A 15,160-nucleotide genomic window follows, 5' to 3' on the forward strand; every position below is an offset into this window, starting at 1 on the left:
TGAAACTAATATGGTGGTTGGATAATTTGAAAGAAAAAGAAATCAAAGATTTTGTAAAGGAAAGATATTCAAAAATTGCCACTAAAACAGATTCTTCCTGTTCATGCTGCTCAGGGACTGGAATGGATGGTATAATCAGGCAAGCCAAATCAGTAGGTTATTCTGAAGATGAGATTAAAAGCATCCCTGCAGATGCCATATTCGGCCTGGGATGCGGCAACCCCACAGCACTAGCCGAGATAAAAAAGGGTGAAACAGTTCTTGACCTGGGATCAGGCGGAGGGATAGATGTTTTCCTGGCTGCCAACAAAGTAGGTGATGATGGAAAGGTCATCGGAGTAGACATGACCGAGGCAATGGTTGAAACTGCCACCCAAAATGCTGAAGCAGGTGGTTATCAGAATGTGGAGTTTAAACTGGGTGAAATAGAGAATTTACCCATTGAAGATGATTCCATTGATGTGATAATCAGTAACTGTGTTATAAATCTCACCCCAAACAAGTCAGTGGCCTTTAAAGAAGTTTTCAGGGTTTTAAAAGATAGTGGGAGAATATTAATATCAGATATAGTTACAGAGGGAGAACTTCCTGCTGAAGTTCGTAGAAGCTTCCAGGCATGGTCAGAGTGCACAGCTGGTGCCATGGAAAAACAGGATTACCTGAAAACCATAAAAAAAGCAGGTTTTAGCAAGGTTGAAATCATAGAAGAGCACTTTTTTACAGAAGCTAACCTGGATGAACGTCTGGTGGGGAAAATAACGAGTGTGCAGGTAAGGGCTCTAAAAGGAGAAACAATGAGTGATGATAACAAAACTGCATGTTGTGGAGAAAGTATTGAATCCCCTAAGCAGGAACAAGAACAAGAACAATATGAGGATGGTGGATGTTGTGGGGGAACTGGAGATAAGTCTGAAGCGGAGTTAGATGAAAGTGATGAATGCGGATGTGGATGTGGAGGAGAATTCCCTGATCAATCACTGGTAAAAAATCCTGATGAACCTAAAAATATGGTTGATCCTGATTTTTTAAAAGGTTTTGAGAAATTTGCCCACTCAATGGGCATTGTAAGTATAGGATATACACAAGTCATTCCGGAATTAATCAATACAGAAGAAACTCTTTACCCTAACGCCATTGTGTTAACTCTGGAAATGGGTAACGATATTATCAAAACCCCTCCCGGTCCAGAAGCACAGCAACTAAATGATGCAACCTACGCAAAACTGGGCAATATAACCTACGCACTCTCTGACTTTATAAGAGCAAATGGATTTGCCACTCAGGTTGCCCACCCCTACGGAAGTATGGTAGGATTCTCCCAGCTTGGTCAAAAGGCAGGCCTCGGCTGGATAGGGCAAAGCGGTCTTCTAATAAGTCCTGAACTGGGCCCCCGGCAAAAGATCTCTGCCATTTTCACCAACATAGAAAATCTACCCATGGAAAAGCATGATGACCATTCATGGATAATTGATTACTGTGAAAAATGCGGTAAATGTATCAAAGCCTGTCCTGAAAAAGCACTGATAAAAACAGAGAGCTGCTGTGGAGGTAAAGAAATACAATTCGTACAGAAACGTTGTATAGGTTGTAGTCAGGGCTGTACTTACTGTATAGAAGACTGTCCGTTTGACGAGAAGGGATATGAACATGTTAAAAATAAATTCGATAAAATGAATGCAAAATTAGCGGAAAAGAAATCAAAATCATGTTGCTAGTAAAATTAAAAATCTAACTTGATTAACAGGATTATCATAAGGAGATAATACAATGAGTGAAAAAAAGAAGATAGCCCTGGCTGCCTGCAGTGGAATGAGTCCATACGGTCTAGTTACCCGTGTAACATCTGCAGATACAGTTGCAGAAACTGATAATACTATATCCATCTGTATGGGTGCTACTTCTGCTGATAGAGAAGGATTTAAAAATTTAATTAGAAAGTATCCCATCATAGCCATCAGTGGTTGTGATGGTAACTGTACCCTTAAAATACTGGAACAAAAAGGGGTTAAACCCGCTAAAAACATCAACGTTATGGATGAACTTAATGAAGCTGGTTTAAAACCCACTGATGTGTCCAGATTGGATGAGAACGGAGAAATTTGTGTTGACTACATGAAAGACAAAATAAAAAAAGAATTAAAAGAGTTGGAATAACTAAACTCTTTCACTAAATTAACAGAATAATCAAATAGGGTTGTGATGGCAATCAAAAAAATTAAAGATGTTCTTTCCTGTAATGAAGTACACAGGGAGGAGCTTCTTACCCTGCTGAAGATTGAAGCAAGGCTTATTACTATCCGGGATATCATGCAGGCTAGTTCATTCCTTATTCAAGATGCCCAGTATGTTCAGGGAAGTTATCGTAAGGAATACTTAAAAGCTTACACCATAGCCTTCATTACCCGTATCAAGGAAGTTAAAGAACACCAAATAAATGATAATGGCTTTTTAGATGTTCAAGAAGTTCAAGAAGCCATCAGTCTGCTTTTAAAACAGGAAAATGAGGTAACGGGTGCAGATGGCTTCGATCCTGCTTTTTTTCAGATCTACAAGATTATTTCCATCTACACAACATTTATACTGGATGAACCAGTACACCCTGTAGGTACACCTTTTCCTGGAGGTTTAAAGGTGAAATATGATGGCGAAAAGTTTCTTTGCCCGGTGAAAGAACGGCAAAAAGAAAACCCCGGGGCTGTTTGTGGGTTCTGTATTGCTGAACAGGATCCAGAAATGATATAAAATAAACCATCTAAATTTGATTTTTATCATTTTATGGAGGTAATTTTATTTTTTTACAATAATGACCACCCATTGCATCAATATATTAATATATTTGGATATATACTTATTAACGTAGAGTTCTTTGAGAAATTAACAAAGGATGATTTTGAATTTAACGACATTTTTAAAAAACAATGAAATGAAGGAATAAAAAAAGAAATATAATGACTATGGGGTCATGCTCTTGAATAGAGTGGTAGAATGAAAGTGGACAAAATATAAAATTGCTGTAACATTGATTTAAACGAAATAGAATGTTTAAAAAGATTATTATCTAGGGTAAACCTCAGTCCACTATATTTCATCATCTTAAATTGTTGAAAAATGCAGGGTTCATTAAAAGAAAGGGGGTATTTGGACTTTTATATGGGTCTTAAAAATCCTGAAATTTTGATTTTAATTGATAAATTATGAATGGTTTAATGGGATTTGGCATCGTGTCTGACCCTGAAGTGGGGAAGAAAGTGTTTGAAGGGCATGTCTGAGGTGATATGATGAAAATAGAAATATACGGAACTGGATGTGGCAATTGTAAAGCTGTAGAAAAGAACGCAGAAAAAGCAATAAAAGATGCAGATGCAGATGCAGATGCAGAAATCGTCAAAATCCAGGAAATGGATAAAATATTTGAAGCTGGAATAACCGGAACTCCTGGATTAGGGATAGATGGAGAAATAAAATCCATGGGTCGTATTCCCTCGGTGGATGAGATTAAAAAATGGATAGAATCCAAAAAATGAAATAATTCTAGTGATTTATATTATTTTATGGAATCAAACTTACAAAAAATCTTGTTTCAAAAATAATGAGTGATCTGAATGGAGTATGTTGTAAAAGTTCATAACCTAACCAAGGGCTACAAGGAAATTAAAGCCGTTGATGGTGTGAACTTTAAGGTTAAAAAGGGTGAGATATTCGGCTTCCTAGGACCTAATGGGGCTGGGAAGACTACCACAGTCAGAATGTTAACGGGTATAATCAAACCAGACAGTGGAAAAGCTTACATCTTAGGATACAACATTCAGAAAGAGCCTTTAAAGGCCAAAGAACATATGGGTGTGGTTCCTGAAACTTCCAATGCTTACGTAGACTTATCCGCCTGGCAGAATCTGATATTAACAGCTGATCTATACGGAGTGCCTAAAAAAGATGCTGAAAAAAGAGCAGATGATCTTTTAAAGGAATTCGATCTTTATGAACGAAAAAATGATAAGGTTAAAGGGTTTTCCAAAGGTATGAAGCAACGTTTGATCCTGGCCATGGCGCTGATTAACGATCCGCAACTTTTATTTTTAGATGAACCTACCAGTGGTCTGGATGTTCAGAGCAGCATTTTAATCCGACAGATGCTGTTGCAACTCCGTGAGAAAGGTAAAACCATCTTACTCACCACCCACAACCTGGAAGAAGCCAATAAACTATGTGAGATGATAGCCATTATCAACAAGGGCAAAATTGCCGCCATAGACACTCCTGAAAACCTTAAAAAAATGATAAAAAAGTTGAACACCATAGAGGTAACCTTCGATGGCTCTATAGACGTCCAGGAGTTGTCAGACTTCCCTGAAATACAGGAAATCAGGAAAACTGGTGATAAATTCATTTTAAACACGGATAATGTTAACAACCTTATTTTTGCGGTTACAGAATACGCAAAATCTAAAAATATCAAAATAGTGGCTCTGAACACTCTAACCCCGTCACTGGAAGAAGTATTCATAGAACTCACCCGGAGGGGATAATAGATGTTAAATCTTTATTTCAACCAGTTCAAACGTTCCCTTGCCATTATGAGAAAGGACATCTTGATCTACTATCTTAAAGGACCAGTAATCATATTTGGGATATTAATACCGTTATTCCTGTTTCTGGCCTTTTTAACCGGTAGTAAGAATTTATCCACAGATTTTCTCATATCTGGGCTCATTGGGATGACCATGCTCTTTACTGCCACCTCTGTGTCTCCGGTTATAACACCATGGGAATCACAGATGAACACCCTAGAAAGACTAATGACATACCCCATATCCATATACACCCTCATACTCGGTGATATCCTGGCTTCAGTCATCTTCGGAACATTAATCACCCTGGTGCCAGTGATCATAGGATTAGCCATTGGAGTAAATATAATTCACCCTCTTATCCTCATTACAGGAATTATTTTGGCTTCAATTTGTTTTTCAGCCCTTGGACTCTTACTTGCAACACCTCCCACTAATGCTCCCTCTAATGTCATGATGATTTCCTCCTTGGTTAAATTTCCGCTGGTATTCATAAGTGGAATTTTTATTCCCCTAGAAATCATGCCCTTCTGGGGCAAAGCCGTTGCATCATTTTCACCTCTCACCTACTTCACTGATTTAACCCGTTATTCTCTCGGAAATGGTAGTTATTACCCAATAATACTTGATTTCACGGTTATTGTGGTGTTCACCATTATATTCTTTGCACTGGCAGTTAAAATCCATAAAAAAACATTACCCATGCGAATTTAGGCAAACTTTAGATTCAAACGATATGAATGAAGATGATAAATGATTCGATGCAAATAATAAAAATCAAATTAAAAATTTAAAAAAAATTAGAGGTAAAATATGGTCCCTGATATTCTACAGGAAGGTGTCAATTATCTTACTTATGTCCTGATGGGTTTAGACCCGACATCAGCGTTAGGGAGTGCAGTTAATTTCTTTATATATGACACTATCAAAATCTTAATCTTATTAACTGTGATAATATTTGCAATAGCTTTCTTCAGAAGCTATATATCACCCATTAAAGTTAGAAAGGCTTTAGCTAAGAGAATGAATATATTGGAAATGTTGCAGCTGCTTTAGTAGGTATTATCACTCCTTTCTGTTCCTGCTCTGCAGTACCACTATTCATAGGATTCGTTGAATCAGGAGTCCCATTAGGTGTAACATTCTCTTTCTTAATAGCATCGCCAATGGTTAATGAAATAGCTATCATATTGCTGTGGGGTATGTTAGGATGGCAGATAACAGCTTTATATATTATATCTGGACTTATCATTGCTATTATTGCAGGAATAATTATTGGAAAGCTTAAATTGGAAGGGGAAGTGGAAAGTTATGTGTATGAAATGATAGAGAAGATAAAAGCAGCTGAGAAAGCCGGTATTACTTTGGAAGAGGAGAAACAGACACCTAAAGAGCGTTTGTTGTCTTCAAGAGATTACACATTTGATTTATTGAAAAAAATAGGGCCCTATGTTGTAATAGCTATTGGTATAGGTGCAATTATTCATGGTTATGCTCCTGCGGATTTCCTAATTAAATACGCGGGTCCAGGTAATCCTTTAGCAGTGCCCATAGCGGTATTAATCGGTGTACCTTTATATTCAAATGCTGCGGGAATTATTCCTTTAGTTGCGGTCTTTATAGAAAAAGGAATACCCATTGGAACCGCTTTAGCCTTTATGATGGCAGTAACTGCACTATCATTACCAGAGATGATCATACTCAGAAAAGTGTTAAAACCTAAACTTCTGGCTATATTCATAGGCATATTGGCCGTGTCCATAACCTCCATAGGCTACCTTTTCAATGCCATAATTTACGTGTAATACTTATAAACGTCTTTAAATTTCTTTAAATAAATATAAAGAATAAAGAGTGATAAAAAATGAAAGTTCAGGTCTATGGAACTGGTTGTGCCAATTGCAAGGCACTGGAAAAAACAGCAAAAAAAGCAATTGATGAGTTAGGAGTGGATGTGGAAGTTGAGAAAATAGAGGATATGGAAAAAATCTTAGAAGCAGGATTACTTTCAGTTCCGGGATTTGCAGTGGAAGGGGATATGAAATCTATGGGACGTGTTCCCTCTGTTGAAGAGATAAAAAAATGGGTTAAAGCTAAAATGTAAACCATTTTCAGATGATCATGCATCAGTAAAAATGGAGAACCAAAAATATGTTTCCCCGTCTTAGAAAATATGAAAAAATATTGCAAAAAGTTTTAATCATTATTTTATTTGTTATAGGTGCTCTGTATGTTATTGGTGTTTTATTCAATCTGTTTGAATCATTTAACGGTAAGGTCATTCAAATAGCAATGGTCTTGATCTTCTTTTACTTTTTAATCTGGTTAATTGGAGTAAGATGCAGGCTATCTGGAATGAAAAGAAAATAAATGAAATTAAAATATTTATTTTATATTTTTAAGTTCCGATTTTCCAAACGTCTATTAGCAAATGCAATTGCCTCTTCAAAAGCGTCTCTGTGAAGCCCAGATGCCATCTCTTTTTTACATTCTTCATCACTGAATAGTCTCATTTTGGCTGCTCTGCAGGGATAATGCTGTAATTTGAGTCCCGCTTCTGTTGGGAGATTTTCAGGATCTAATTTTTTACCCAGATAATTCTCTTTTATAAAATCAGATACAAAAGAGGTTGATCCGCATGGGGAGGATCTTAATACAACTATGTCCTTAAGTTTATTTCCATCTAATTTCAGTACAACTTTGGGTTTCCCTATATCTGATACGAACTTATCGAAGATAGGGTTGCCATTTTCTTCAAGTTCACACATTATATAAGGGCAGACAATATTATCATGTGATTCTAATTGGTTTTTGAAACCATCACCCCTCCATGCGGCCACTATTATCCAATCAACTTTATCTGCAAATCTTTCTACCAGTTCTAACGTGAGATCTGGATGTGTAGTGTAGGTTATGAGTATATTAGCATCTTCAATCTGTTTGACATTTTCTTCAGGTATTTCAATGTCATCCATAAACATGGAAGTAGGTTGTTCCAGTTCTATAAATTTGGTATCAAATTCTTTTTTTATGGTATCGTATGCTCTGTCTCCGTATGGTCCGTCAGTGGCTATTGCAACTTTAATCATTTACTCACCTCTATAAAATGTTACTTTGATCCATTCTTTAATTTCATCTCTAATTCTTCTGAAAGCATCAGTTTTTTCATGGTCATTTCCGTCAACTGCCACCGGATCTTCAAATGATTCATGGAGATAAGTTTTTCCTCCATGGAAAAAGGGACATGCCTCACCTTCTCCTCCGCATACTGTAACTACATAATCAAATTCAAAGTCCTCAAATTCTTTGAGACTTTTTGAATGATTATCTGATATATCAACACCAACTTCTTCTAATACCTTAACTGCATATGGATTTACGGTACTTGGATTGCTTCCTGCACTATAAACTTCAAAATTTTCGCCATATATCGATTTTAGAAGTCCTTCAGCCATCTGAGACCTCGCTGAATTTTGATTGCATAGAAATAAAACCTTTTCTTTGGTTTGTGATGCTTTCGTTTTCATCATCAATAAATAAAACATCCATATATTTAAATATATCATATGTAAATAGCAAAGTTCATGAAATCATGCGAAATTGGCACCGGAGAAAAGCCCAATGAAGATCAGATTAAACGACTGAAAAAGATAACCTCCGAAATCCCAGATGATGATATATTACTTCAAAATGCAGACACCATAAAGGCCCTTGCAGACCCAACCAGGCTTAAAATACTTCATTTGTTGAAATATGGTGAATTATGTGTTTGTGAGATAATCACTGCAATGGAAAAACCACAACCGACCATATCTCATCACTTGAACATCTTAAAAAAAGCAGGATTCTTGAAATGGCGAAAAGAAGGTGTTTGGGTGCACTATAGTCTGTCTAACCTAGAAATTACAGACATTTTAGAGAATATCCTAGAAAATAAATGAATTATCTGGAGAGATGCCAAATGAAGGACGATGTTGCTAGTCAAATCACTGATCAAATCTGTGATACTCCTAAACTTGGATTTCTGGATAGATTTTTAACTCTTTGGATTTTTTTAGCCATGGTACTTGGAATTTCCATAGGAGTTTTTTTGCCTGCTTTTAAAGGTATAGTGAACCAGTTTCAGGTAGGAACCACGAGCATACCCATTGCCATAGGCCTCATTCTTATGATGTATCCTCCATTGGCCCGCGTTCGCTATGAAGAATTACCTAAGGTCTTCCGGGACTGGAAGGTTTTAGGATTGGCCATGTTCCAGAACTGGATAGTAGCCCCTTTATTGATGTTCGCGTTAGCTGTAATATTTTTATCAGCATATCCTGAGTACATGGTAGGACTAATTCTAATTGGAATAGCTCCTTGTATAGCCATGGTCTTAGTTTGGAATCAGCTTGCCCAGGGAAACAATGAATATGCTGCCAGTTTGGTGGCTCTAAACAGCATATTCCAAGTCCTCTTTTACAGTGTATACGCATGGTTCTTTATCACCATAGTCCCACCATTACTTGGAATCCAGGGAACTACGATTGATGTGAGTATTTTAGAGATAGCCCAAAGCGTTTTCATTTACTTAGGGATTCCATTCATAGCAGGATTCTTCACCAGGTTCTTCCTAATCAGAGTTAAAGGAAAAGAGTGGTACCATGAAAAATTCATACCAAAAATAAGCCCCATAACCCTGATAGCTCTTTTATTCACCATAGTGGTGATGTTCAGCTTAAAAGGAGATTACATAGTTCAGATACCATTAGATGTGGTAATCATAGCCATACCCCTACTGGTATATTTTGTGGTGATGTTTTTCATCACATTTTTCCTGGGATACAAATTGGGAGCAGATTACACCCGAACCACAGCTATATCATTCACAGCAGCCAGTAACAACTTTGAACTGGCCATAGCAGTTGCTATAGCGGTTTTTGGAATTGGATCCGGGGTGGCATTTGCCACAGTAATAGGTCCCTTAATCGAGGTGCCTATCTTAATAAGTCTGGTGAATGTTGCGTTGATCTTCCAAAAACGTTATTTTAAGGGATCATAGTCAAAAAATAGATAAAAATTGATTGATAACTATCCTTCAAATATCTGCATTAGAAAAAACAATGAACAATCACAATGAACAATCACAATGAACAATCAATTATGGCGATTCAACATGCATATCGGATTTATATTAACGAAAAGCCCCTCAGAACAGGGATTTAGAACATTTATTGATTTTTCAAAATTATATATCAATAATGATCAAATCTCCATTTATTTAGTTGGAAATGGAGTTTACTGTGCCCGAAAAAGTTATTCTAATCCTGATTTAGAAAAGCTTTTTAAATATTCAAAGGCCCATGTGTCTGGCAGTGATCTTAAAGCAAGAGGAATTGAAGGAGAACAAATAAAAGACAGTCTGATTGTGTTTTCAAAGTACGATGACATGGTAAAGGATGTTATGGAGAATTTTAACCAAGTTGTAAGTTTTTAACAACCCAACGGAGTCAGTAAGATGACAACACCCCTGAATGAAAATAGGTCTAACGAAGAAACAATGGTTATTGTGTTGTTGGATGGTCCTTACATTTCACAATATGCAGATATTGGATATAAGATGGCAAAATCTGCCCTGAATTTAGGTTATGTGGTGAAGATATTCTTATACATGGATGGTGTGCACATACCCCGAAAAGATCAAAATCCCCGGGATTTTCCAAAAACTTCCAGGATTATTGAAGAATTAATAGAAAAGGGTTGTGAAATTAAAGCCTGCGTGCGTTGTGCAGCTGCAAGAGGATACTTGGACCAATCACATTACGTAAAAGGGGTTCAAATTACCAGCGTCTATGATCTTGCAGAATGGATGGATGAAAATAACAAAGTTGTAATTTTAGGGAGTTAACCATGTCATCCTCATTAGTTATAATAGATAAAGCCCCTTACGGACATGAAAACGCTTTAAGTGGAATTTATATTACAATAGCAAGTTTAGATAAAGGGCATAAATCTGATGTTCTTTTAATGGGTGATGGTGTTTATGCTGCATTAAAAAACCAGTCAGCGGAAAAAACAATTGGATATCCGTCAGTAAGTGAATTAATATATTCATTATTCCCTAATGGGACTCTATTTGTCCATTTAGATTCTCTTACCCAAAGAAGAATTAACTATGAGGATCTGGTAGAGATAGCAGAACTTATTGATAGTAAAACTCTCTACAACCTTTCAAAATCAAAAGAACATATAATAAAAATTTAAGAGGCAAATAAAATGGAAATGAAAGAACTGAAATACGAAATTTTCGAAGACGGGGCTCTAGTAAAAAGTGTTTCCATAACTAAAATAATGCCCTGCATGGCAGAAGAAGGAAGGGTTAAACTGGCAATGCAGCTTGATTCAACATTAGATCAGGTAATGCCTATATTTTCAGGTAAATTTCCCCCAGGAAAAGTAAATTACATTCCACACAAAAAAATCCTAACACTAAATACACACGAAAGGGTTATATCATTTTTCCCCTCTGGAAGAATCATGATGATGAACACCAGGGACCCTGAAGAAGGAATAAAAATAATAACAGAGTTCATGGAAAAAATAAACCAATGCTACCTGGAAAGTGAGAGTGGAGATGTAGGCGAAGATCTATCAGAAAAGCTGTCAAAAATAGGGCCATTAAACATTTATAACTGCCTACCCCAAACCAACTGTGAAGAATGCGGAACAGCCACCTGCATGGCATTTTCAATGAAAATTCTCTCTGGAGACAGTACCCTGGATCAGTGCAAACCGTTCTTAAAGGCAGAAAATCAGGAAAAATTGAATTCATTGAAGGAACTTCTGGGGGATCAGCTGATGAAAACCCTGGGATGGGTTGAAAAATAGAGGGTTATATTGCCCTTTTTCCTTAAATAACTTGAATTATATAATAATCATCTTAACGAGAGGGTCACGATTTTGTTAGACAAATTGAAAAGTTTGAGCATTCAGGGTCAAACCACCAAAGACCAGCTTTTATGTGTACTTAGGGAAGATGCCAGAAAATTTAATCTTAATGATATTCAACAGTGCAGCCTTCAGATTCAACAGGAAGCAGAATGTATACATACTAATTACAAGATTGAGTATATAAAAGCCGAAATCGGATTTCTAATTCGTATCCGAGAGGTTAAAGATGATAACCTTTATTATGCTGGCCAGGTGGATGTGGAGGAACTGAATACTGCCATTGACATTCTTGAAGTACAGGAAAAAATGGTAAAAGACATGGAAGAGATGAACCCCGCCATCCTCCAGATATATTCAATCATATCCTTATACACTACATTTATAAAGGATGAACCTATCCATCAGGTGGGAACACTATTCCCCGGGGGGTTCACGGTTAAAAAGGAGGGGGATAAGTATACTTGCCCGGTGAAAGATAACAACGATGACAATCCCCTGGCATTGTGCCCCTTTTGTATTGCAGAACAGGATGAAGAAGTTTAATGTTAAATACCTCTCATCATTATTATAGAATTAGTTTGATAAAAATTAGAAATGGAAAGCATAGGATGGTAAATTAGAAAAATACTCCTAAATTTTAATATTCACTTAAAAAACATGGGAATTATTCTTGAACCATTCCACAGAATCTTTCAGGGACTCTTTAATGGGGCGTGGATCATATCCCAACTCTTTTCTTGCTTTAAAATTATTTATATTACAGTTACTTACCAGTACCTCGGTAGAATAACTGGTGAAGAGTGGTTTGCTTTTACTGTTCCGGTAGTACAATGAAGTTATTTTACCTGCAGCATTAGCCATCCAGTGGGGTACCTTGAGCCAGGGACGTTTTACTCCTGTAATCTCTTCCAGGGTAAACATGAGCTCCTGCACCGTGATCTTCTCTCCGGATAAGATGTAAGTTCCACCAGCTTTACCCCTCCTGCAGGCCAGGATCAGGCCCTCTGCCACATCCCTCACATCAACGAAGTCGTAAGCCCCGTCAATATAGGCTTTCATATTTCCATTCATGTACTTAAGGATTAACTGACCCATCTGGGATACATTATAGTCACAGGGGCCTATTATTCCACTGGGGCAGACAATCACCGAGTCAAGACCTTTTTTCACACCCTCAAGAACTTCTAACGATGCCTGGGCTTTGGTACGATCGTAGCCTCCCCTGGAATATTCAGGCTCGTAAAAACAGGTTTCATCAATTTGGGTCCCATGTGGAGGTTCCTTCAGGGCATGAACTGAACTGGTATAAATTAAACGATCAACATTATTTTTAAGGCAGGCTTCCACTACATTTCGGGTTCCCATAACATTAACCCGGTAGAGAAGTTCATCCTGTCCAGACATTATGGAAATAATTCCAGCTAGATGGAATACCCTATCCACATCTTCAAATAAGGGTGAAATTGAATTAAAATCAGTTATATCCCCTTCAACAATCTCCACATCCAAACCAGCCAGTGGTCTAAGATCATCTCCAGGGAGGATCAACACCCTAACTGCCATTCGGCTTGAAGTCAGTTTCTTTACCAGAACGTTTCCAATGTGTCCAGTGGCCCCGGTAACTAAAATCATGTTTATTCCCGACTGGTTCCATTTATTTCTAACTAATTTCACTTTAAATTCATTTATTATATTTATAAAACAATCTTAATGAATTTATGCGAGAGGTGTTTCTTCAGTTAAATCATAACTATTTGACTAATAATAGGAGTTAGAAATATAATAAAAATAATCTGACTAAAAACAGAAGAATGGAATCCGTAAATGAAATTTGTTGATATATTGGAATTAAATGAAACTAATTTACTTGGTGAATCTTTTCATGACTTCACGGGCAGCTTTGGTTTTCACCAGTATAGAGACCTTCATACCCTTTTTTAAGACTATATCTGATTTTGGAATGGTTATATCTCCATTTTCATAAACTGCAACGATTATAAAGTCTTCGGTAGGACTAATATCTCCTATTTTCTTGCCCACTACCTTCTCATTTTCCAAGTTAAAATCTAGTAATTCTGCATCACCCTTTCCCATTACCACCAGGTCGGCGATTTTAGGTCGGATAATCAATTTTTCCAGATAACTGGCTGCAGTGATCTCAGGACTGATAACCGAGTCAATACCTACCTTGCGGAATGCTTCGGCATGGCTGGGTTCACTTACCCTGGCAATGATTTTGGGAAGTTCAAATTCCCTCACCAGGATACAGGCAAGCAAGTTGGCTTCATCGTTTCCTGTGGCCGCCACAAAGACATCTGCACTGGACACATTAGCTTCTTCCAGGGTTTTGGTGTCGGTACCGTTACCACAGATCACCAGTGCATCCAGCTCAGCTGCAGCATTGGTGCATAAATTTCCATCATTTTCAATTAGAGTAACATCATGACCATCAGCAATTAAGAAAGATGCCAGGTTCAGTCCGACTCTTCCACCACCCATTACAACCACATACATCTTTAAACACCCTTTAAAGTAACAATATCAATATAATAGAAGTATAACAATACTCAAGTGACGTAAAATTTCGTATTTTCAACAAATTTCGTATTTTCAACAAATGTGTATGTCATACAGATTCTAATTACCATCTTTAAATAATTATGCAGTTAGCTTTATAATGTCTATTAGTTCTGGTTAACCAACAATAGTTCTAGACAGGACTTAAAGATAGACCTCACATCCCATATAAATTTGCCGACAAGCAGCAATAACCATAATTCCCATGATGCTTGCAGGAACCAATTATTAAATTGATTAACCTTATTAGGCATTTTTAACTGATAATTCAAGGTTTAAAATGAAATCAGATTGTATTCAGTGTTAAAAAGAGGGGATTTTTTTTATAATCCTTTGAAAACATCTGGTCCTTCCGTGTTATAAAAAAGATGGAAGAAAAAAATTAGCTATTATTTTCTTATTTGAGTATATTGGTTATTCAAAATAGAAAAATGGGCATTTTAAGGGAAAATGAGAAGTTTACTTTTCAATAAATTAAAAAAATAGAATACGAATAAATTCCCTTAGACTGCTCCATGGGGTTGGTGTTGTTTTTTCAGGACTATGGTGCTGTCTGCAGAGTTCTTGAGGGCGATGCTGAAACCAGGTTCCGCACCAATCACTATGGTTTCTTTTCCATTTTCCTTTGCAATATTGATGAGTGGTAAAAAGTCAGTGTTGCGGGTCATCAAGGCCACAACATCTATATTGGGGTTGTGTATGGCTTCAAAGGCTTCAACTGCCATTTGAACATCTATATCTCCTGCAACGATGATGGGGGATAAGCCCTGGTTAACTATGGCTTCAATAAGTTTATCTGAGGCATACTGGTTTAAGAAAACTTTTCCCACCCTTATTTTCCCATAATCTGCAAGTATTTCCTGTACTACGTCCAGATCGAAGTTGAATTCCTTTCGCAGCATGTTAGGTCCATCTATTAATAATGCAACACTTTTTACATTAGGTTCTCCCATTCGGGGAATATATTCTTTAAATTTTTCGAGGTTACGCATTGTTCCTCCTGGTTCTATTTAATGATAAACACGAGCCAGGTGTTTTAATATTAGTTAAATATTATTATATACTTTTATTACTGTTCTTATTAT

The 15,160-nt window shown here is 36.9% G+C and carries 21 protein-coding genes and 1 pseudogene; 17 read left to right on the forward strand and 5 right to left on the reverse strand.

The window, feature by feature from the left end:
* Positions 1–26: 26 nt before the first annotated feature.
* From arsM to HY987_RS11225, 10 genes and pseudogenes are all read left to right on the forward strand, one after another.
* Complete coding sequence (gene arsM / locus HY987_RS11185; protein ID WP_292758597.1) at positions 27–1,715, forward strand: arsenite methyltransferase; 1,689 nt, start codon at positions 27–29, stop codon at positions 1,713–1,715.
* 52 nt (positions 1,716–1,767) lie between these two features.
* A complete protein-coding gene (locus tag HY987_RS11190) occupies positions 1,768–2,154 on the forward strand; it encodes a putative zinc-binding protein (protein ID WP_292758600.1) in 387 nt (128 codons plus the stop codon).
* A 45-nt stretch (positions 2,155–2,199) separates the two neighbouring features.
* A complete protein-coding gene (locus HY987_RS11195; protein ID WP_292758602.1) occupies positions 2,200–2,742 on the forward strand; it encodes a DUF2115 domain-containing protein in 543 nt (180 codons plus the stop codon).
* 323 nt (positions 2,743–3,065) lie between these two features.
* A pseudogene (locus HY987_RS12765) lies at positions 3,066–3,161 on the forward strand (ArsR family transcriptional regulator); the annotation flags it as partial.
* 117 nt (positions 3,162–3,278) lie between these two features.
* A complete protein-coding gene (locus tag HY987_RS11200; RefSeq protein ID WP_292758604.1) occupies positions 3,279–3,524 on the forward strand; it encodes a thioredoxin family protein in 246 nt (81 codons plus the stop codon).
* Positions 3,525–3,602: 78 nt separating this feature from the next.
* Positions 3,603–4,526, forward strand: a complete 924-nt coding sequence (locus tag HY987_RS11205; RefSeq protein WP_292758607.1) for an ATP-binding cassette domain-containing protein — start codon at positions 3,603–3,605, stop codon at positions 4,524–4,526.
* Between the two features lie 3 nt (positions 4,527–4,529).
* Positions 4,530–5,282, forward strand: a complete 753-nt coding sequence (locus HY987_RS11210; protein WP_292758610.1) for an ABC transporter permease — start codon at positions 4,530–4,532, stop codon at positions 5,280–5,282.
* A gap of 350 nt (positions 5,283–5,632) precedes the next feature.
* Positions 5,633–6,373 (forward strand): permease, encoded by a 741-nt coding sequence (locus HY987_RS11215; RefSeq protein ID WP_292758753.1) that lies wholly within the window; start codon positions 5,633–5,635, stop codon positions 6,371–6,373.
* 59 nt (positions 6,374–6,432) lie between these two features.
* Positions 6,433–6,672 (forward strand): MTH895/ArsE family thioredoxin-like protein, encoded by a 240-nt coding sequence (locus tag HY987_RS11220; RefSeq protein WP_292758613.1) that lies wholly within the window; start codon positions 6,433–6,435, stop codon positions 6,670–6,672.
* 47 nt (positions 6,673–6,719) lie between these two features.
* Positions 6,720–6,938 (forward strand): hypothetical protein, encoded by a 219-nt coding sequence (locus HY987_RS11225; protein WP_292758615.1) that lies wholly within the window; start codon positions 6,720–6,722, stop codon positions 6,936–6,938.
* Positions 6,939–6,958: 20 nt separating this feature from the next.
* Here HY987_RS11225 and HY987_RS11230 read toward each other — a convergent pair whose 3' ends face one another.
* Together HY987_RS11230 and HY987_RS11235 are read right to left on the reverse strand one after the other, a co-directional pair.
* A complete protein-coding gene (locus tag HY987_RS11230) occupies positions 6,959–7,657 on the reverse strand; it encodes a DUF166 family protein (RefSeq protein ID WP_292758618.1) in 699 nt (232 codons plus the stop codon).
* Positions 7,658–8,134, reverse strand: coding sequence for an arsenate reductase ArsC (locus HY987_RS11235; protein WP_367146900.1), 477 nt, complete (start codon positions 8,132–8,134; stop codon positions 7,658–7,660).
* Between the two features lie 18 nt (positions 8,135–8,152).
* Between HY987_RS11235 and HY987_RS11240 the strand changes: the two genes are divergently transcribed.
* The 7 genes from HY987_RS11240 (at position 8,153) to HY987_RS11270 (ending at position 12,041) form a co-directional block, all read left to right on the forward strand.
* Positions 8,153–8,509 (forward strand): metalloregulator ArsR/SmtB family transcription factor, encoded by a 357-nt coding sequence (locus HY987_RS11240; protein WP_292758621.1) that lies wholly within the window; start codon positions 8,153–8,155, stop codon positions 8,507–8,509.
* 20 nt (positions 8,510–8,529) lie between these two features.
* Positions 8,530–9,609, forward strand: a complete 1,080-nt coding sequence (gene arsB / locus HY987_RS11245) for an ACR3 family arsenite efflux transporter (protein ID WP_292758624.1) — start codon at positions 8,530–8,532, stop codon at positions 9,607–9,609.
* 114 nt (positions 9,610–9,723) lie between these two features.
* Complete coding sequence (locus HY987_RS11250; protein WP_292758627.1) at positions 9,724–10,044, forward strand: DsrH/TusB family sulfur metabolism protein; 321 nt, start codon at positions 9,724–9,726, stop codon at positions 10,042–10,044.
* Positions 10,045–10,065: 21 nt separating this feature from the next.
* On the forward strand, positions 10,066–10,455 hold the full coding sequence (locus HY987_RS11255; RefSeq protein WP_292758630.1) for a DsrE/DsrF/TusD sulfur relay family protein: 390 nt from the start codon (positions 10,066–10,068) through the stop codon (positions 10,453–10,455).
* A gap of 2 nt (positions 10,456–10,457) precedes the next feature.
* Positions 10,458–10,811 (forward strand): DsrE family protein, encoded by a 354-nt coding sequence (locus HY987_RS11260; protein ID WP_292758633.1) that lies wholly within the window; start codon positions 10,458–10,460, stop codon positions 10,809–10,811.
* 12 nt (positions 10,812–10,823) lie between these two features.
* On the forward strand, positions 10,824–11,435 hold the full coding sequence (locus HY987_RS11265; RefSeq protein WP_292758636.1) for a (Fe-S)-binding protein: 612 nt from the start codon (positions 10,824–10,826) through the stop codon (positions 11,433–11,435).
* Positions 11,436–11,507: 72 nt separating this feature from the next.
* On the forward strand, positions 11,508–12,041 hold the full coding sequence (locus HY987_RS11270) for a DUF2115 family protein (RefSeq protein WP_292758639.1): 534 nt from the start codon (positions 11,508–11,510) through the stop codon (positions 12,039–12,041).
* Positions 12,042–12,146: 105 nt separating this feature from the next.
* On the opposite strand, the gene HY987_RS11275 is transcribed toward HY987_RS11270, so the two are convergent.
* The 3 genes from HY987_RS11275 to HY987_RS11285 form a co-directional block, all read right to left on the reverse strand.
* Positions 12,147–13,130, reverse strand: coding sequence for an SDR family oxidoreductase (locus HY987_RS11275; RefSeq protein WP_292758641.1), 984 nt, complete (start codon positions 13,128–13,130; stop codon positions 12,147–12,149).
* Between the two features lie 231 nt (positions 13,131–13,361).
* A complete protein-coding gene (locus HY987_RS11280; protein ID WP_292758644.1) occupies positions 13,362–14,012 on the reverse strand; it encodes a TrkA family potassium uptake protein in 651 nt (216 codons plus the stop codon).
* A gap of 566 nt (positions 14,013–14,578) precedes the next feature.
* Positions 14,579–15,067, reverse strand: coding sequence for a TIGR00288 family NYN domain-containing protein (locus HY987_RS11285; protein ID WP_008514172.1), 489 nt, complete (start codon positions 15,065–15,067; stop codon positions 14,579–14,581).
* Positions 15,068–15,160 lie beyond the last annotated feature (93 nt).

It is taken from the genome of Methanobacterium sp., from assembly GCF_016217785.1.
Lineage (GTDB): Archaea > Methanobacteriota > Methanobacteria > Methanobacteriales > Methanobacteriaceae > Methanobacterium.